This is a genomic window from Dysgonomonas mossii DSM 22836 (assembly GCF_000213575.1).
In the GTDB taxonomy this organism is placed as follows: domain Bacteria; phylum Bacteroidota; class Bacteroidia; order Bacteroidales; family Dysgonomonadaceae; genus Dysgonomonas; species Dysgonomonas mossii.
The window spans coordinates 92,026-109,789 of record NZ_GL892007.1; the positions used below are offsets into that span (position 1 = coordinate 92,026).

Below are 17,764 nucleotides of genomic sequence, written 5' to 3' on the forward strand. Positions count from 1 at the left end.
TTATTTTCCTCTATTCAGTTTTTTTATAATAATATCAGCAGCTCTATGCGACGCACCTGAATCTCCCAATATTCTTATGACTTCATCATAGTCGGCTAACATCGTTTCACGATATGTTTTGTCATTCAAAAGCCTATTAACTTCCTCCCTAATTGTATCTACAGAGAAAAATTTGGCAAAAAGCTCTTGTACCACTACCCTATCGGCGATCAGATTTACCAACGAAATATATTTTGTATGAAGTATATTCTTGAATGCCCAATAAACCACATGAGGAATAGGCGTTTTGTAACAGACAACCTGCGGAACTTTGAATAAAGCTGTTTCTAATGTCGCCGTACCGGATGTCACCAATGCCACATCAGCATACTGCAAAAGTCTGTAAGTTTGACCAAATACAATTTTACAAGAATTACTACCTGTATATTCCTTGTAATAACCAGGATCTATACCGGGTGCTCCGGCTATCACAGCCTGATAACCCTTAAAGCCTTTGATGGCTTCGAGCATAGCGGGCAGATTATCTTTTATCTCTTGTTGGCGACTACCTGCAAGTAAAGCTATAATCGGTTTATTATCTAAGTTGTTTTCCGCTATAAGTTTATCTTTAACGTCATTCTTATTCTCTTCTCTAAAATTGGCTACAGCATCTACCACAGGATTGCCGACGTAATTGATACGATAGTTATGCTTCTTATAGAAATCGACTTCAAAAGGAAGAATAGAAAGCATTTCGTCAACATATTTCTTAAATGATTTCACTCTATATTCTTTCCAAGCCCATACTTTTGGCGATATATAATAATATACAGGAATGTTGGTATGCGTTTTAATATATTTGGCAACTTTCAGATTAAATCCGGGATAATCGATCAATATCAACACATCGGGCTTAAACTCCATAATCTCCTTTTGGCACATCTTCATATTACGAAGAATTGTCCTCAGATTGAGAAGTACAGGAATAAATCCCATAAAAGCCATTTCGCGATAATGCTTTACGAGTCGCCCTCCCTGAGCCAACATGAGATCGCCCCCTAGAAAGCAAAATTCAGCTTCTACATCCTGAGCCTTGAGAGCTGCCATCAAGTTAGACCCATGCAAATCTCCCGAAGCCTCTCCTGCCACCAAAAAATATTTCATAGTGTTGAATTTTATCGATAGAGAATTAAAGAATGCCTTCCCACGACTTTATTGAGGCGATAAGGTCATGATTTGTCATATCCACCTTCACCGGCACAACCGATACATACCTGTTAGCCAAAGCCCATTCATCTGTCATTTCATCACTCGGTTCATCATTCTCGAAGTTTCCTGTCAACCAATATATATCTTTATCCGCTCCATCTTTCGACTGCATAAATTCATTCACCCACTGCCCAGATGTCTGACGGCAAACACGGATTCCTTTTATATCATCTCCTTTCGGAATATTCACATTCAAACATGTTCCACTCGGTAACCCTTCTTCTAATACTTGCTTGGTAATCGTGTGAATATATTTTTTTGAATATGTAAAATCTGCATTGTGACTATGATCGAGTAACGAAAAACCAATAGATGGTATTTTAAACACCGCTCCTTCTATTGCTGCTCCCATTGTTCCCGAATAAAGGACAGCTACCGCTGCATTCGAGCCATGATTTACACCCGAAAGAACAATATCAGGTCTGCGGCCGGCCAATTCACTTATGCCCAACTTTACACAGTCCACAGGAGTTCCTGTTGTCGCATAGACTTTGATATTCTGGCTTTCACTTATCAAATATACCCGTAATGGCTGTAATGATGTTATTGCACTCGACATTCCCGAACGAGGTCCATCGGGTGCTACAACTATGATTTCTCCTAAATCTTTTACGCTATCTATTAATGCTTCTATCCCTTTAGCCTGATAACCATCGTCATTCGTAATGAGTATCAGAGGCTTCTTATTCTCCATCTATTTTTATTTATCTTAAAAAAACAAAACTAAGAACTAAAAATTAAATTTCAGTTAAGAAGCAAAGATACATCAATATTTTTAGAGCGTATTTATTTCCTTTGTAAAAAGAAATCGACGAAGGGAACGGCTCCGAGCAGTCACATTTATCAACAAATAACTGTTTGTAATCTTATATTGCAGATTTATCTTATATAAGACATTATAGTGATCTGAAAGAAGTAAAAGTGACATTTAAAAAGAGCATAACAACTGTTACCTTTGTTACTTTTTAACAATATTAAATATGTAAACAAATGATGTACAACAATATACCAAATCATAAAAAGGTAACACTCAGTTACAGTAAAAAGCGTGACTTAAATGAATTATAGCCATAAAAAAACAGACTCTTCTTCTTGTTATCTACAAAAGGGTTGAAATGGCTTTAAATTATTATCCAGCGCCTTTGCGGTGCAAACATATTTTGTAACTTTGGTATACTTTTTCAATTTATTAATCATTCAAAATATTCCCAACATGAGAAAAACAAGTATGGTCTTGTTGCTTCTGCTGATTTTTTCGACCGCGATATATGCCCAACAGCAGTACCGCAGGCATATCAGACCTACCAAAAATGTGATTGTGATGATACCTGACGGAACATCGATTGGTGTAGTTTCCGCCGCACGTTGGTATCAGATTTACAACAAGCTTGGAGGAAACAATTTAGCTATTGACCCTTATCTATGCGGCACCGTAAAAACATTTTCCTCAAATGCACCTATTGGAGACTCAGCCCCTACAACATCTTGTTACATGACCGGTATGCCCCAACAAACGGGTAATGTATCTATCTATCCTGTTGCCGATCCTGAAAATGACCTAGTACCTGTAGATCCGGCAAAAGCCTACCAACCATTAGCTACAATACTGGAGGCTGCTAAGCACCAACAAAACAAGGCTACAGGATTGGTTGTTACGGTGGAATTCCCGCATGCAACACCTGCAGACTGCTCTGCACACTACTATGCCAGAGGTAAATATGAATACATTGCATCACAAATGGCATATCAAAACTTAGATGTGATGTTTGGTGGTGGTAATTCTATACTTACTGACGACATTAAACAACATTTCAAGAACACGGGAACCAGACTTATTCAGGATGATTTAAAAGCTTTCCGTAGCTTTAACGGAAAAGATAAAGTTTGGGCATTATTCGGAGAAAGAGAGCTTCCTTACGACCTAGACAGAGATTCTACTCTAGTTCCATCACTGAATGAAATGACTAAAAAAGCGCTTGACAGACTTTCTCAGAACGAAAACGGCTTCTTCCTGATGGTAGAAGGCAGTAAAGTAGACTGGTCTGCTCACGGGAATGACGCTGTAGGATGTATCACAGAATATTTAGCATTCGACAAAGCTGTTGCCACAGTTATGGATTTTGCCCGTAAGAATGGAGAAACAACAGTAATCGTTCTTCCCGATCATGGTAATAGCGGTTTTACAATTGGTCGCAGAGACCTGAAAAGCTATGATAAGGCAACCATCGATCAACTATTCAAAAATGTATCGCAATACAAAAAAACAGGAGAAGGTTTGGAGCGTATCTTATTGAAGTCGAAGCCGGAAGACTTCAAAAGTATATTTAAAGAATATACGAATATAGACCTGAACGACGATGAATTAAACTTACTTCTCAGCTCTAAGAACTACCAAGAAGCTGACTATATGAAAGTAAGCAACAGCGTGAATATGGGTTCGAGTATTATCAATATAATGAATCAACATACATATTTCGGGTTCACAACCGGAGGACATACCGGCGAAGAAGTATTTCTCGCAGCTTATCATCCTGATGGTGATCTGCCTATAGGTATGAATACGAATGTAGAAATAAACCAATATCTATCTGACGCTATAGGGCTCAAAACATCTTTGAAAGATATGACAGAAGAAGTGTTTGCTAAACACACAGAAGTCTTCAAAGGATTAGAGTATAGCATCGATAAGTCTACTGATTTCCCTGTATTAAAAGTGAAGAAAGGAAATATGATGTTGACTATACCTGCGTTCAAGTCGGTAGTTTATCTCAATAATCAGCCAATCTCGTTGAGTACAGTGACTGTATACATAGACAAGAACGACACATTCTATGTACCTAAAAGCTTAATAAATAAGCTATAAGAAGATATTTTCTATATAACAAAACAGCGACAAGTCCAAAAAGGTTTGTCGCTGTTTTGTTATAATCTAATGCATTTACTTATCTATATCCATGATAATTAATGGAATAATAATAGTCTAATGTACCTTGCTCCAACTGAGTAACGATGGCTTCTATTTCGGCATCTCTACCCTCAGGATCATATTCTGTTTTCAGGCTATTGCCAAACAATCCTGCAAATGCGTTATATACACCGGCTTTGAAGCTACCAACCAAGGCTTTTACAATATTATATGACGAGGTATTACATTGACGATCGATAAGCTTCACTAGCACCTTACCCTGATTCTTGGTCATTTTCTTCATCTTGGGTTTGTATTCCTCCATCATATATTTCTGCACATCGTTCATATACTTATCTCTCGCTTTATCATTAGGCAAGGATTGCATATATTCATAAGTCTCAACAATAGCAGCTGTAATCATTTTTGCGTAAGGGTATGCAATGCGGACATCTCTCACCAGTTTTGAGTATTCCTGCCTTTGCTTATTGTTCTTAAATTTCAACGGAGCATATATATAAACCGGCTTGAGGTTCATAATCGCAATCGTATCCCCATGATAAATAACTGCCATATCTATATACGTATCTTGCTTCTCCTGTGCCTTAAGAGCCACAGAAACTAATAATAACAAGACAAAAGAAAATACAATCTTTTTCATTTGGTTACGCAGTATAAATACAGTCCAAATATACAAGAAAAAAGAAAATTCAGATAAGAAAAATCAAACTTAATTGCAGTTGAAGAGCTTAACGTCCAAACTTCAAACTTGAGAATAACTTTACTCCTCTCAGATAATAAGCAGCAAGAATACTTTTTTGGTAGATAGTTGCAGGGTATTCAACAATCATTTTTTCGAGGTTTTCGTGTCTTGCAGTCCGATACATCTTCCTATTGTTATAAAAGTCCTTATGAGCTCTAACAACCTCTTTTGCATTAGCATACTTTCCTGTGAGAGCAAATTGGAACGCTGCTATATAATCCAATATCAGACGAATAGTCATTACTCTCTTTAAGTGCTCCTGAGGCAGATTTTTATAAAGCATTATAAGGTTATTCCTGAAATTGAGGAATGTTTTTCTGGGATTTTCCTTTTTCAATGTAGCGGCTCCTACATGATACACAACCGAAGATGGCAAACAAACAATACGCCTGCCTCTTGAGTTCAATCTCCAACAAAGATCAATCTCTTCCATGTGTGCAAAAAAGGATGAGTCGAACCCTCCTACTTCAAAGAAGTCTGTAGAACGTATAATAAGACAAGCTCCCGTAGCCCATAAGATATCTATCGGTGTATCATACTGATGATGATCCTCTTCTATTTTCTGAAAAATACGCCCCCTGCAAAATGGATAACCATATTTGTCTAAGAATCCCCCCGCAGCCCCTGCATATTCAAAACTAGCGTTGTTTCTTTGAGCCAATATCTTCGGCTGAACGGCAGCGATGTCTGCATTTTCATCCAGAAAAGATATAGTCGTCTTTAACCAGTTTTCGGTTACTTCAACATCAGAGTTAAGAATAACAAAATATTCGGCATTTACTTCTTTCAATGCAATATTATATCCTCCTGCAAAACCATAATTTTCAGGCAATCTTATTAATGATATTTGAGGATATGCTGTCTCTAAGAAAGATAAAGAATCATCTGTAGAACCATTATCAGCCACAACAATTTCGACATCAGGAAAAGATGAATGCCGTACAACTGTAGGAAGAAACTCTTCTAGTAACTTTTTCCCGTTCCAGTTAAGAATAACAATTGCTATTTTTTTCATTTGTGTTGTGCTAGTTCCACTTCCTTCCGAGTCATTTTCCATCGCTTGTGAGTCCATAGCCAATAAGCAGGATTACGTAGAATGGTTTTTTCCATCTCTCGTATGTAAGTTTCTGTTATATAGAATTCCGGTTCGGTCTGAGGCTTATCCGAAATCAATTTTACTGTTGCTTTATAATGCCCTCTTTTCACCTTTTCCAGATCAAGATAAACAACCGCAAACCCGGTTTGCTTTGCAATACGTTCAACTCCTGTAAAAACAGCAGATTCTTGATTCATAAAAGTTGACCAATAATGTATGTTATGAAAAGACGGCGTTTGATCGGCCATGAAGCCTATTAATATTTGCTGCTTTGCCTTACGTAGCTTTACAATAACACGCAAGGTTTCATTCTTAGCTATTCCGAACGAACCAAATCGGCTACGTATCTTGAGAAACAAATCATCGACAGCTTTATTTTTCAAAGGCCTATAGATTTGTCCTAAAAGCTTATTTTGATCCTCTTTATTGCGAAACGACATCGTGATTGACGGAACCCATTCCCAATTGCCATAATGCCCTAAGAACATTAACGCAGAATTTCCATCTTTCATCAAATCTTTCACTATATCCACATTTTCAAAAACCATTCGCTTTTGCATCTCTTCGTCTGAGATATGCAATAGTTTTAGTGTTTCTACAAAGTAATCGCAGAAATGATGGTAAAACTCTTTCTCAATAGCGTGCAACTCTTTATCCGTTTTTTCGGGAAAGCTATTTTTAAGATTCATGCGTACGACTTTCAACCTATAACGAATAACCTTATATACTAAAAAATAGAGGAAATCAGATAAAATATATAATGCTCTGAATGGTAACAGCGCATGCAAATACATCCAGATATACAATATATAATATAGTATCTTATTCATCTTCAGATCTCGGTAAGAGCTGTTTTTACGGAATTAAAATCACCCAAAGTTATCATTTTTATTTCATTCGCTTTATGTGCATGATACTGAGTTTCTACCTTTATATAATTTTCAGTAAAACCATACATTACGCTATCATGCTGAGTATGCTCAAATAACACTTTTCGCTTGGTGCCTTGTTGCGAACGATAAAATGCCTGCAATTTTTCGTCTGATAAATCTAGTAGTGCCTTACAACGTGCATGCTTAGTCTTAGGATCTACTTCGTGATCTATTTTCAAAGCCTGCGTATTCGGACGTTCGGAATATGTAAAAACATGCAATTGTGAAAAATCAAGACTTTCTAAAAATGCTTTTGCTTCGTCAAAATATTCATCAGTCTCACCTCTTGTACCTACAATAACATCTACTCCGATAAATGCATCAGGCATTACGGATTTAATCTTCTCTACCTTATGCCTGAACAATGCGGTATCGTAGCGGCGACGCATCAATTTAAGCACAGCATCCGAACCAGACTGTAAGGGTATATGAAAATGAGGTGCAAAACGTTTTGACTGAGCCACAAATTGTATAATCTCATCGGTAAGCAAGTTTGGCTCTATGGATGAAATCCGATAACGCTCAATACCTTCCACTTCATCTAAAGCTTTAACCAAGTCAAAAAAGGTTTCGCCGGTGGTTCTACCAAAGTCTCCTATATTCACGCCTGTAAGTACAATCTCCTTGCCTCCTTTTTCAGCAACCTCTTTTGCCTGTTGTACCATGCTTTCTATCGAACCATTGCGGCTGCGTCCTCTGGCAAAAGGTATTGTACAAAAAGAACAAAAATAATCACAGCCATCCTGCACTTTCAGAAAATAGCGAGTACGATCATCTTGCGAACACGATGGAACAAATGACTTTATTTTATTCGTTTTAGAAGTATGTACTACTCCTTTATCTTTTTTCTTTAGTTCGTCCAGATAAGCTACTACATCGAGCTTCTGCTCCGATCCCAGTACAATATCCACACCTTTTATACCCGCAATATCTTCGGGTTTAAGCTGAGCGTAACATCCTGTTACTATAACATAAGCACCTGGGTTTTCTTTTATCATCTTACGTACCGCCTGACGACACTTCTTATCCGCAAATTCAGTTACCGAGCACGTATTTATAACACATATATCGGCAACTTCCCCATCTCTGGATCGACGAACACCAACTTGGGATAGTTGTCGCCCGATAGCTGATGTCTCTGCAAAGTTTAATTTACAGCCCAATGTAAGATAGGCTGCTTTTTTATTCTCAAAAATTGAATTATCTATCATTGTATATTACAGAACCTAATTTAATAATATTGAAATAAATAGCTTTGTTCTACAAGCAATTTATTGACTATTGTCATACAAAAAGAGTACAAAATTACACAATTACGTGAAACTTTACATATAAAATAGTTGTAGATTATGATGATAGTCTCTATTTTTGCACAAAATTTATAAAAATGAGCAACAAATTATGATCGACAAGAATCTAATAACCTTATATGAAGACAGTTTTAGAAACAATTGGGACTTGAAGGGCTTGTCTGATTATTCCGAAAAAAAAACATTATATTATAAGGATCTAGCTCGAGAAGTAGCTAGAATACACATATTACTGGATAATGCTCAAATACTGAAAGGTGATAAGGTTGCTCTTATTGGCAAAAATAATATTCCTTGGTGTGTTACCTATCTTGCCGTTATCACTTATGGTGTTACCATTGTACCTATTCTACAGGATTTCCATGCAGACAATATACAACATATAATCAATCATTCAGAATCTAAATTATTATTCACAGCCAATAATATATGGGATTCTTTGGACGAAGATCATATTCCGGGAGTAAGAGGAGTATTCTCTATTAATGATTTCAAACTTACTTGCTTGCACGAGAGAAAAGGAGAAAAACTTTCTCTGGTAGTAGAAGAGTTAGACAAAAAAATGAAGGAGAAGTACCCCAATGGTTACACTCGTGATGATATCAATTATGCCAAAGTAGACAACTCGGAAGTAGTACTCATTAATTATACTTCGGGAACAACAGGCTTTAGCAAAGGGGTTATGCTTACAGCCAATAACCTTGCCGGAAATATAACTCATGCTCAATATTTGAAATTACTATTCAGAGGACAAGATATCGTTTCTTTTCTTCCCCTGGCTCATGCTTACGGCTGTGCCTTCGAATTCCTATATTCTCTGACCGAAGGCTCACATACAACTCTACTGGGAAGAGCTCCTTCGCCCAAAATATTGACAGAGGCTTTTGCCGAAATAAAACCACACCTTATTATAACAGTCCCACTCGTTATTGAGAAGATATACAAAAAAGCAATATTACCCAAAATAGAGAAGCCAGCGATAAAAATGGCCTTGAAGATTCCTATTGTAAAGGATCAAATCTATGCAAAAATAAGAAAAGGCTTGATAGATGCTTTAGGAGGCAATTTTCATGAAGTGATCATTGGTGGTGCAGCTCTAAATGGAGAAGTGGAAGCCTTTCTCCACAAAATCAAATTTCCGTTTACAGTTGGTTATGGTATGACTGAATGTGCCCCTTTAATTTCATACGAACATCATTGCGATTTTATACCTACATCTTGCGGTAGAATATTAGACAATATTATGGAAGTCCGCATAGACTCGCAAGACCCATATAATATTGTAGGAGAAATACAGGTAAGGGGAGAAAATGTGATGAAAGGGTATTACAAAAATGAAGAAGCTACAAAAGCCGCCTTTACGGAAGATGGCTGGTTGAAAACAGGAGATTTGGGAACTATAGATAAAAACAACACAATTTTCATAAGAGGACGCAGCAAAACAATGTTGTTAGGCCCTAACGGGCAAAATATATTTCCGGAAGAAATAGAATCTAAGCTCAACAATATGCCATTCGTATTGGAAAGCCTGGTAGTAGAGCGAAACGGAAAATTAGTAGCATTAGCTCATCCTGATTATGAAACTATGGATGCTGCTCATGTAGATCACGAAATGTTGCCGGCAATAATGGAACAAAACAGGCAAAATCTGAATAAAATGCTTGCAGCCTACGAAAATATATCGGCGATACAAATTTATCCAAGCGAATTCGAAAAAACTCCTAAAAAAAGCATAAAAAGGTATCTATATGATAAATAGATAATTACGAACCAAATAAGAATAAAAAAGCACCCCCCTCAGAAAAAAATAAAAAAAACACTAAAAAAAATATAATTGTGCTGTACAACATGTAAAGAAATATGTATATATTTGCATCGTGTTATCAGAAATTATAACTCAAATACATTTACCGTTTAAGTTTTAATAGAAAAGAAAATGAAAAAATTAGTTTTATTTGCTGTTGCTGCTATCGCAATCTCTTTCGCATCATGTAATAACAAAGCTGCTGAAGAAGCTGCTGCTAAAGCTAAAGCTGACTCTTTAGCTGCTGTTGAAGCTCAAGTAGCTGCTGAAGCTGCTGCTAAAGCTCAAGCTGACTCAATCGCTGCTGCTGCTCAAGCTGCTGCTGACTCTGTAGCTACTGCTGTAAAAAAATAATTCAGCGACAGTTAAGATTTATGAAACCTGTATGAGGTAATACACTCATACGGGTTTTTTTATTATAGTTATTTTTTATTTAACGATCTTTAATATTAAAAATAGCTATCTTTGCACACTCAAAATCGCACAAACAAATATAGAAACAATATAATATCTAAATGGAAACTGAAAAAGAACATTGGGATATAGAGATCAAACCGCGCGGAAGCAATTTTTCCCTTAATATAAAAGAAGTCTGGCAATATCGTGACTTATTACAAATGTATGTTCGCCGCGATGTTGTAACTATATACAAACAAACTGTACTCGGACCTCTATGGTTCATCATTCAACCACTATTTACTACAATAATGTATATGTTTGTATTTGGAAATATAGCCCAAATACCAACGGATGGACTACCTCAGCCATTGTTCTATCTATCGGGAATATTATGTTGGGGATATTTTTCCGACTGTATGGGAAAAGCCTCAGGAACCTTCCTCGGTAACGCGGGAGTGTTCAGTAAAGTATACTTTCCTCGATTAGTAGTTCCGATATCAGGTGTTATTTCCAATTTAGTACGATTAATAATCCAACTAGGGCTATTCCTTGCCGTATACTTTTATTTTGTATATAATGGCACAGATATCAAGCCTAATATATATATTCTATTCTTTCCGTTATTAGTTTTAATGCTGGCCGGATTAGGGCTAGGTTTTGGCATATTAATATCTTCTGTTACAACAAAATACAGAGACATGGCTATTCTGTTTGGTTTTGTAACCGGGCTATGGATGTATGCTACACCGATAATATATCCACTCTCGGTAATGAAAGAAAAATATGAAGAATATATGTGGATCATACAGCTGAACCCATTAACATCTATCGTAGAAGCATTAAGGTACGGTTTTATGGGAGCAGGTACAGTTGATTGGTTTTGGCTCGGCTATAGTTTTATTGTTACAATAATAGTTATCATTCTCGGTTCATGGGTATTTAACAAAGTAGAACGCAGCTTTATTGATGTAGTGTGATATATTATAACCTATGAGAATATACCTATGTTCTTTCGCAAATAAAGCAATATCCAAGAGTTTTCTTAGGTTGCGAAAACAAGCTGAGGGAATGAATATGTTTGATGAGATATACTTCTATACAGAATCGGACTTAAGTAAAGATTTCAAGAAGCAATTTAAGAAACAGTTAATTCCATATTCAAGAGGATTCGGTTTTTGGTGTTGGAAACCGCAAATTATTTCCCAAACATTAGAAAAAATGGATGCAGGAGACATATTACTCTATATGGATGCAGGTTCTCACTTAAATGTAAGAGGAAAAGAACGTTTGTTAGAGTATGTTGATATAGTAGATAAAGCTCCGACCGGTATATTGGCTTTTAGAAGTCCCGAACATTTGGAAAGCAAATTAACGAAAATGGATATTTTCAACTACTTTGGTGTTGCTAGTGATAAATCTTACACAGATACTACCCAAATAGAAGGTGGTCATATCTTTATAAAAAAAAACGATATATCGCTTTCTTTTGTCAAAAAGTGGCAAGAGGCATATAATATCGATTTTAGTTTAGTTACAGATGAGCCTTCGAGAAGTAAAAATTTCGACAACTTTGTAGACAATAGACATGACCAAAGTTTATTCTCCATTTTAGGGAAAAAGTATAATATAACTACGTTATCTACAGACGAAACATATTCCATAGATTGGGATACGATGACTAAGTTTCCACTACAGGCAAAACGAGATATAGTATATCAGAGTAAGATTCATTTGAAACACAAAAGAGAATTAGGTGGTATATATCGGAGATTGTGGAAACTATTATATAGAGAATAAGGCTAATAAGATGCAAAATAGAAGAAAAATATCAGTCAGTGCTATTGTTACAGGATACAATGAAGGATACATTCTGGAAGATTGCCTGAAATCAATTTCTTTTTGCGAGAATATTAAATATGTAGATCAAGGCTCTAATGACAATTCGATAGCAATAGCCAAGCAATATAGTAATGAAGTAATAGAGCACGATAGGGTGCCGCTAGGTGAAGCTATTGTTGCCGAATATTACAAATCGGAAAAACATGATTGGATACTCATTATAGATCCCGATGAACGAATTAGTTTTGAGTTATATAAAGATATAATAGAACTTTTTGAAAAAGGAATTCCTGATAATATCGGAGCTATACTCGTTCCTTGTATATATTATTACAAAAAGCATCCATTGAAAGGAACTCGCTGGGGAGGTATTCATTCCCGTATGCTATTGTTTCACAAAGACAAATGTAAAATGACAGGAGTAGTACATGCGGGCAGAACAGTACTTCCACCTTATGAACCATTTTGGATTGCATACAATGGAAAAAATATAGATCATCATTATTGGATGATCAGCTTTTCTCAATTACGGGAAAAACATTTAAGATACTTGAAAATGGAAGCTGAATCAAGAAATCTCATGGGATTTGTTGCTTCAAGAAAAGGCATCTTAAAACGTCCATTTAGAGCTTTCTACTCTTGTTATTTCAAAATGAAGGGGTATAAAGACGGACTTTATGGATTATTATTATCTTTTTTCTGGGCATGGTACGATACATGTGCCGAGATAAGATTATATAAATATCAAAAACAACAGAAATAAACAAATCTGAATATGTCAGACATTGCAATAAAATTTGAAAATATATCTAAGCAATATCGTTTAGGATTAGTAGGCACAGGAACTATAGCACATGATCTAAACCGCTGGTGGCATGTTGTAAGAGGCAAGGACGATCCATATCTGAAAATAGGAGAAGTAAACGATCGTTCGGCAAAAGCCAGCAGTAAATATATTTGGGCATTAAAAGATATAACTTTTGATGTAAAACAAGGAGAAGTGCTAGGAATAATTGGCAAAAATGGTGCGGGTAAATCAACCTTACTCAAGATATTATCGAGAGTAACATCTCCGTCTACAGGTAGTATTAGAGCAAAAGGACGAATAGCCTCACTGTTAGAAGTAGGTACAGGATTCCATCCGGAAATGACCGGTCGTGAAAACATCTTCATGAACGGCTCAATTATGGGAATGACCAAAGCCGAAATAAAGAGAAAACTGGACGAAATTGTAGATTTTGCAGGCGTAGAAAAATATATAGATACTCCCGTTAAACGTTACTCTTCGGGTATGACAGTTCGGCTTGGCTTTGCAATTGCAGCACATTTGGAACCCGAAATACTCGTTGTGGATGAAGTATTGGCTGTAGGAGATGCCGAATTTCAGAAAAAAGCGATTGGCAAAATGCAAGATGTGTCGAAAGGAGATGGTCGCACAGTGCTGTTTGTGAGTCATAACCTGGATACGGTAAAAAAACTATGTACAAAGGCAATCTTACTGAAAGATGGAACACTGTATAAATCGGGGAATGTTAACACTATTTTAGATGCATATATAACTGAGGGTAAGAATGTAAGTGAGGTAAACTTCAATAAACAAATTGAGGAAAACCTGATTGTAGAGTCGGCGTATATTACGAATGAGAAGAATGAAGTAGCCAATAAAATATTAACTGGAGAAAAATGGAAAGTTCGTATAAAGTATAAAGTAAAAGATGGAGGAATTAGAAACGTCGTTTTTGCTTGTGGGCTTTGCACAGCTTTAGATATACCCATTAATACCACTTGGTCTGCTCCTCAGAGCCAAAGCAAAGGTGAATATGAAATAGAGTTTTTGTGTGATGAACTTTTCTTACAAAGAGGCACATACAAAATTGTAATCGGCATATCAAGGGGGAATGAAAGTTTATTTTACAATGATTCCTCCTTACAATTCGATGTTGTATTTATACCGAAGGTTATTAATGAAAATTTGATAAAAGTAGATGGAACTACCGGATTATTAATAAATCAATTTAATGTTAATATCCAGAAAAGATAGTATCATGAAGAATATTTTATCATATATCAGATCTTTAAATAATCAGTCGAAAACAAAAAGACAGAAAGAAGATAAATTCCAAAAAGACCTTGTTTTATTTAATAAACTAGGTATAGATTATGGAATACAGGTGAAAAACGAGGATTTATTCCCATGTTTGAACGATAATACCGAATACACAGGATTTGATGCTCATTATATTTATCATCCGGCATGGGCTGCTCGCATCGTAAAACAAATCTCGCCTAGTATCCATATTGATATTTCGTCTACATTACATTTCTGTAGTATATTATCAGCATTTATTCCCGTAAAGTTTTATGACTATAGACCTGCAATACTGGATTTAGATAACTTAAATTCTTTAAAAGCAGATTTAATGAACTTACCTTTTGAGGACAACTCCATTGAATCTATTTCATGTATGCATACAGTAGAGCATATTGGCTTAGGAAGATATGGCGATCCGCTTGACCCGATGGGAGATATAAAAGCTATTAAAGAATTAAAAAGGGTATGTGCTAGTGGAGGCAATTTACTTTTTGTAGTACCTGTAGGTAGTCCAAAAATAATGTTTAACGCTCATCGGATATATGATTGTGGAGCCATATTCGATCATTTTGAAGGATTTGAGCTAAAAGATTTTTCAGTAGTTTTAGATAATTCCGATTTCATACAAAACCCTCCATTAGAAATGGTTCGAAACCAGTCTTATGCTTGTGGTTGTTTTTGGTTCAAAAAAATATGAAAATTGTAAAATTACAAGGAGGATTAGGGAATCAAATGTTTCAGTATGCGATAGCTCGCACACTAGAAACAAATAAAAAGAAAGATATTTTTCTTGATCTTTCTTTTTTAAGGATGAATAATGTTTCCACAGATTGTTTTACAGCTCGTGACTTTGAATTATCAATCTTTCCCCATTTGAGAGCAAAGAAACTAAACAGTTTGCAGGAAAAATTTTTGCTTTCAGATAGAGTGAGATATAAATTTATTAGAAAAATAGCAAACATAAACTTTCACAAGATAAACCAACTTGAGAATGAAATAGTAGGAATTCCATTCGGGATAAAAAATGTATATCTCGATGGTTTTTTTCAATCCGAAAGTTATTTTAAACATATTCGATTCGATTTAATTAAAGATTTTGAATTTCCTGAATTAGACACAAGAAATGAAGCTCTCAAAAAGACGATAGTAAATAATAATTCGGTAAGTATTCATATACGGCGAGGAGACTATGTTCATTTGAAAAATGCAAACACATATCATGGTGTTTTAAGTTTAGAGTATTATCTAAACTGTATAAAAAGAATAGGAGAAGAAACAAAAGAACAATTATCATTCTTTATATTTTCGGATGATCCTGAATATGCAAGTAAGAGTTTGTCTTTCTTGCCCAATATGCAAATTGTAGATTGGAATCTAGGCAAAAATAGCTGGAAAGATATGGCATTGATGCTAGCCTGTAAGCACCATATTATAGCCAATAGCAGTTTTAGTTGGTGGGGAGCATGGCTATCTGAAAGAAACGGAATAACATATGCTCCGGTAAAGTGGTTCAATAATGAATCCCAGTATAATATAAATAATATAATACCCTCAGATTGGGTTATAATATAAAATGATCAATACATTAGTTTCTATTATAATGCCGGCATATAACGCCGAGAACTTTATTTCAGAATCGATAGAATCTGTTATTGGACAAACATATACCAATTGGGAGTTAATCATCGTTGATGATGGTTCAACAGATAATACTAGAAACGTTGTTCATCGTTATATAAATCAAGACTCTAGGATACACTATTTTTTTCAGGAAAATGCTCGACAAGCCAAAGCTCGAAATAAAGGTATAAAAAATAGCAAAGGGGATATTATTGCATTTCTAGATGCCGATGATCTCTGGCTTCCTCTAAAGTTAGAACTTTCATTAAAGGAGTTCTACAATGGACAACAAGATGTATTGTTTACTGATTCTTATATTTTTAATAACTCCAGTCAGCTATCTGACTACGAGAATTTGCCAAATATAAACATCGTGGCTAAAACATATTGCGGAGATGAAGGTCTTAATGCCTTTTTATACGAGAACAAAGTTCCAATCCTAACCGTAATAGGAACAAAAGAGAGCATATTGAATGTAAATTGCTTTAACGAGCAAAGCAATGGCATAGCCGAAGATTATGAATTATGGCTAAATCTTCTGGCAAATAAACATATAATTAGAGGAACTGATTTAAAGCTTTCTTTATACAGAATACATAGCAACTCTACAACAGCTACAAATAATATGGATATTAACGTAATAAAAATGTTTTCACGCTTTTTTGCCCAATATCCTAATTTAAAGAATAAATATAAAAATCAAATAGTACACTGGCTTTCTAAAATATTAAAACAGGCGACGAGTAAAAATGAACTCTCTCAAGCATTTAACAAAGAGGTTTTGAGTAGTCTAAATATAAGCTCTTATCGTATTTATTTTTGGTATTATATACAAAATCTGCTACCTTTCAATCTTTCAAAAAGACTGTTAGGCATATTTTTAAGGAATTATCAACAATGATGACGACAATATCTATTATAGTACCTTGCTACAATCAGGCTCAGTATCTTCCAGACTGTTTACAGTCAGTTGTTGAGCAAACATACTCCCACTGGGAATGTATCATCGTCAATGACGGTTCTCCCGACAATACAGAAGCGGTCGCACTAGAATGGGCAGCTAAAGATAATCGCATAAAATATCTTAAAAAAGAGAATGGAGGTTTATGCTCTGCACGCAATGCAGGAATCAGTAATGCTGAAGGTAAATGGATATTACCGCTTGATGCAGATGATAAGATAGGTAAAGATTATCTGAAATTTGCACATGATATAATGGTATCGAAGTCTGAAGTCGGTCTTATTTATGCGAATGCCAACTACTTTGGTGATAGAGAAGAAGTTTGGGCTCTTCCCGAATATAATTTAAAAACTCTTTTAAGAGCAAATATGATTTATTGCTCTGCTTTTTATAAAAAAGAAGATTGGATACGCATTGGAGGTTATGATACAAATATGAAAAACGGATGGGAAGACTGGGAATTTTGGATTCACCTACTTGGAACATCTAACAAAAAGGTATATAAGTTAGAATATACAGGCTTTTATTATAGAATAAAAAACAACTCTATGATATATACCTTTGTTAGAAATGACGAAGTCTTGCTAAATACAATTAAATACGTATTTAAGAAGCATATTGATTTGTATCTGAATAATTTTGGTACTTACCAATATTTACTAGACACGATTGATGATCTAAGATATAGTGAACATATCCTAAAAGAAAAGACAGGTAGATATGAAAATAATCTTATGATTAAATTTCAGAAAAAGATATATTTTTTCTTCAAAAAGATTCTCTCTAAAAATTAAT

The 17,764-nt window shown here is 35.4% G+C and carries 17 protein-coding genes; 11 read left to right on the plus strand and 6 right to left on the minus strand.

From position 1 onward, the window contains the following. Both lpxB and surE read right to left on the minus strand, forming a co-directional pair. Window positions 1–1,143, minus strand: coding sequence for a lipid-A-disaccharide synthase (gene lpxB / locus HMPREF9456_RS10525; protein ID WP_006843510.1), 1,143 nt, complete (start codon window positions 1,141–1,143; stop codon window positions 1–3). Between the two features lie 25 nt (window positions 1,144–1,168). Continuing rightward, window positions 1,169–1,942, minus strand: a complete 774-nt coding sequence (gene surE, locus HMPREF9456_RS10530) for a 5'/3'-nucleotidase SurE (RefSeq protein WP_006843511.1) — start codon at window positions 1,940–1,942, stop codon at window positions 1,169–1,171. 519 nt (window positions 1,943–2,461) lie between these two features. On the opposite strand from surE, the gene HMPREF9456_RS10535 reads away from it, so the two are divergent. Further along, window positions 2,462–4,111, plus strand: a complete 1,650-nt coding sequence (locus HMPREF9456_RS10535; RefSeq protein ID WP_018074983.1) for an alkaline phosphatase — start codon at window positions 2,462–2,464, stop codon at window positions 4,109–4,111. A 79-nt stretch (window positions 4,112–4,190) separates the two neighbouring features. Here HMPREF9456_RS10535 and HMPREF9456_RS10540 read toward each other — a convergent pair whose 3' ends face one another. The 4 genes from HMPREF9456_RS10540 to mtaB all read right to left on the minus strand — a co-directional run bounded on the left by HMPREF9456_RS10540 (window position 4,191) and on the right by mtaB (window position 8,155). Beyond that, the gene (locus HMPREF9456_RS10540) at window positions 4,191–4,814 is read right to left on the minus strand and encodes a DUF4294 domain-containing protein (RefSeq protein WP_006843513.1); all 624 of its coding nucleotides are present in this window, start codon (window positions 4,812–4,814) and stop codon (window positions 4,191–4,193) included. An 88-nt stretch (window positions 4,815–4,902) separates the two neighbouring features. Continuing rightward, the gene (locus HMPREF9456_RS10545; RefSeq protein WP_026177098.1) at window positions 4,903–5,931 is read right to left on the minus strand and encodes a glycosyltransferase family 2 protein; all 1,029 of its coding nucleotides are present in this window, start codon (window positions 5,929–5,931) and stop codon (window positions 4,903–4,905) included. Continuing rightward, window positions 5,928–6,842, minus strand: a complete 915-nt coding sequence (locus HMPREF9456_RS10550; RefSeq protein WP_006843515.1) for a lysophospholipid acyltransferase family protein — start codon at window positions 6,840–6,842, stop codon at window positions 5,928–5,930. The genes HMPREF9456_RS10545 and HMPREF9456_RS10550 overlap by 4 nt, the downstream gene beginning before the upstream one ends. Before the next feature lie 2 nt (window positions 6,843–6,844). Beyond that, window positions 6,845–8,155: a tRNA (N(6)-L-threonylcarbamoyladenosine(37)-C(2))-methylthiotransferase MtaB gene (gene mtaB, locus HMPREF9456_RS10555; RefSeq protein WP_006843516.1), complete on the minus strand. Its 1,311-nt coding sequence runs from the start codon at window positions 8,153–8,155 to the stop codon at window positions 6,845–6,847. A 190-nt stretch (window positions 8,156–8,345) separates the two neighbouring features. Between mtaB and HMPREF9456_RS10560 the strand changes: the two genes are divergently transcribed. From HMPREF9456_RS10560 to HMPREF9456_RS10605, 10 genes are all read left to right on the plus strand, one after another. Then, on the plus strand, window positions 8,346–10,013 hold the full coding sequence (locus HMPREF9456_RS10560) for an AMP-binding protein (RefSeq protein ID WP_006843517.1): 1,668 nt from the start codon (window positions 8,346–8,348) through the stop codon (window positions 10,011–10,013). Between the two features lie 177 nt (window positions 10,014–10,190). Then, the gene (locus HMPREF9456_RS10565) at window positions 10,191–10,412 is read left to right on the plus strand and encodes a hypothetical protein (protein ID WP_006843518.1); all 222 of its coding nucleotides are present in this window, start codon (window positions 10,191–10,193) and stop codon (window positions 10,410–10,412) included. A 161-nt stretch (window positions 10,413–10,573) separates the two neighbouring features. Continuing rightward, window positions 10,574–11,434, plus strand: a complete 861-nt coding sequence (locus tag HMPREF9456_RS10570) for an ABC transporter permease (RefSeq protein ID WP_006843519.1) — start codon at window positions 10,574–10,576, stop codon at window positions 11,432–11,434. 13 nt (window positions 11,435–11,447) lie between these two features. Beyond that, window positions 11,448–12,254 carry a hypothetical protein gene (locus HMPREF9456_RS10575; RefSeq protein ID WP_006843520.1) on the plus strand — a complete coding sequence of 269 codons (807 nt, stop codon included), beginning with the start codon at window positions 11,448–11,450 and terminating at the stop codon, window positions 12,252–12,254. A 10-nt stretch (window positions 12,255–12,264) separates the two neighbouring features. Further along, the gene (locus HMPREF9456_RS10580) at window positions 12,265–13,059 is read left to right on the plus strand and encodes a glycosyltransferase (RefSeq protein ID WP_006843521.1); all 795 of its coding nucleotides are present in this window, start codon (window positions 12,265–12,267) and stop codon (window positions 13,057–13,059) included. 12 nt (window positions 13,060–13,071) lie between these two features. Next, window positions 13,072–14,337 carry an ABC transporter ATP-binding protein gene (locus tag HMPREF9456_RS10585; RefSeq protein ID WP_006843522.1) on the plus strand — a complete coding sequence of 422 codons (1,266 nt, stop codon included), beginning with the start codon at window positions 13,072–13,074 and terminating at the stop codon, window positions 14,335–14,337. A 4-nt stretch (window positions 14,338–14,341) separates the two neighbouring features. Then, the gene (locus tag HMPREF9456_RS10590; protein ID WP_245531016.1) at window positions 14,342–15,085 is read left to right on the plus strand and encodes a DUF268 domain-containing protein; all 744 of its coding nucleotides are present in this window, start codon (window positions 14,342–14,344) and stop codon (window positions 15,083–15,085) included. Next, complete coding sequence (locus HMPREF9456_RS10595) at window positions 15,082–15,960, plus strand: alpha-1,2-fucosyltransferase (protein ID WP_006843524.1); 879 nt, start codon at window positions 15,082–15,084, stop codon at window positions 15,958–15,960. The genes HMPREF9456_RS10590 and HMPREF9456_RS10595 overlap by 4 nt, the downstream gene beginning before the upstream one ends. Before the next feature lies 1 nt (window position 15,961). Continuing rightward, a complete protein-coding gene (locus HMPREF9456_RS10600) occupies window positions 15,962–16,909 on the plus strand; it encodes a glycosyltransferase family 2 protein (RefSeq protein WP_006843525.1) in 948 nt (315 codons plus the stop codon). Beyond that, window positions 16,906–17,763 carry a glycosyltransferase family A protein gene (locus tag HMPREF9456_RS10605; protein WP_006843526.1) on the plus strand — a complete coding sequence of 286 codons (858 nt, stop codon included), beginning with the start codon at window positions 16,906–16,908 and terminating at the stop codon, window positions 17,761–17,763. The genes HMPREF9456_RS10600 and HMPREF9456_RS10605 overlap by 4 nt, the downstream gene beginning before the upstream one ends. Window position 17,764 lies beyond the last annotated feature (1 nt).

Bases quoted from the DNA above. Each gene is read 5' to 3' on its own strand.
- surE (WP_006843511.1), bottom strand. From the start codon at position 1,942: ATGGAGAATAAGAAGCCTCTGATACTCATTACGAATGACGATGGTTAT.
- HMPREF9456_RS10605 (WP_006843526.1), top strand. From the start codon at position 16,906: ATGATGACGACAATATCTATTATAGTACCTTGCTACAATCAGGCTCAG.
- HMPREF9456_RS10590 (WP_245531016.1), top strand. From the start codon at position 14,342: ATGAAGAATATTTTATCATATATCAGATCTTTAAATAATCAGTCGAAA.
- mtaB (WP_006843516.1), bottom strand. From the start codon at position 8,155: ATGATAGATAATTCAATTTTTGAGAATAAAAAAGCAGCCTATCTTACA.
- HMPREF9456_RS10600 (WP_006843525.1), top strand. From the start codon at position 15,962: ATGATCAATACATTAGTTTCTATTATAATGCCGGCATATAACGCCGAG.
- HMPREF9456_RS10570 (WP_006843519.1), top strand. From the start codon at position 10,574: ATGGAAACTGAAAAAGAACATTGGGATATAGAGATCAAACCGCGCGGA.
- HMPREF9456_RS10595 (WP_006843524.1), top strand. From the start codon at position 15,082: ATGAAAATTGTAAAATTACAAGGAGGATTAGGGAATCAAATGTTTCAG.
- HMPREF9456_RS10550 (WP_006843515.1), bottom strand. From the start codon at position 6,842: ATGAATAAGATACTATATTATATATTGTATATCTGGATGTATTTGCAT.
- HMPREF9456_RS10585 (WP_006843522.1), top strand. From the start codon at position 13,072: ATGTCAGACATTGCAATAAAATTTGAAAATATATCTAAGCAATATCGT.
- HMPREF9456_RS10535 (WP_018074983.1), top strand. From the start codon at position 2,462: ATGAGAAAAACAAGTATGGTCTTGTTGCTTCTGCTGATTTTTTCGACC.
- HMPREF9456_RS10560 (WP_006843517.1), top strand. From the start codon at position 8,346: ATGATCGACAAGAATCTAATAACCTTATATGAAGACAGTTTTAGAAAC.
- HMPREF9456_RS10565 (WP_006843518.1), top strand. From the start codon at position 10,191: ATGAAAAAATTAGTTTTATTTGCTGTTGCTGCTATCGCAATCTCTTTC.
- HMPREF9456_RS10575 (WP_006843520.1), top strand. From the start codon at position 11,448: ATGAGAATATACCTATGTTCTTTCGCAAATAAAGCAATATCCAAGAGT.
- lpxB (WP_006843510.1), bottom strand. From the start codon at position 1,143: ATGAAATATTTTTTGGTGGCAGGAGAGGCTTCGGGAGATTTGCATGGG.
- HMPREF9456_RS10540 (WP_006843513.1), bottom strand. From the start codon at position 4,814: ATGAAAAAGATTGTATTTTCTTTTGTCTTGTTATTATTAGTTTCTGTG.
- HMPREF9456_RS10545 (WP_026177098.1), bottom strand. From the start codon at position 5,931: ATGAAAAAAATAGCAATTGTTATTCTTAACTGGAACGGGAAAAAGTTA.
- HMPREF9456_RS10580 (WP_006843521.1), top strand. From the start codon at position 12,265: ATGCAAAATAGAAGAAAAATATCAGTCAGTGCTATTGTTACAGGATAC.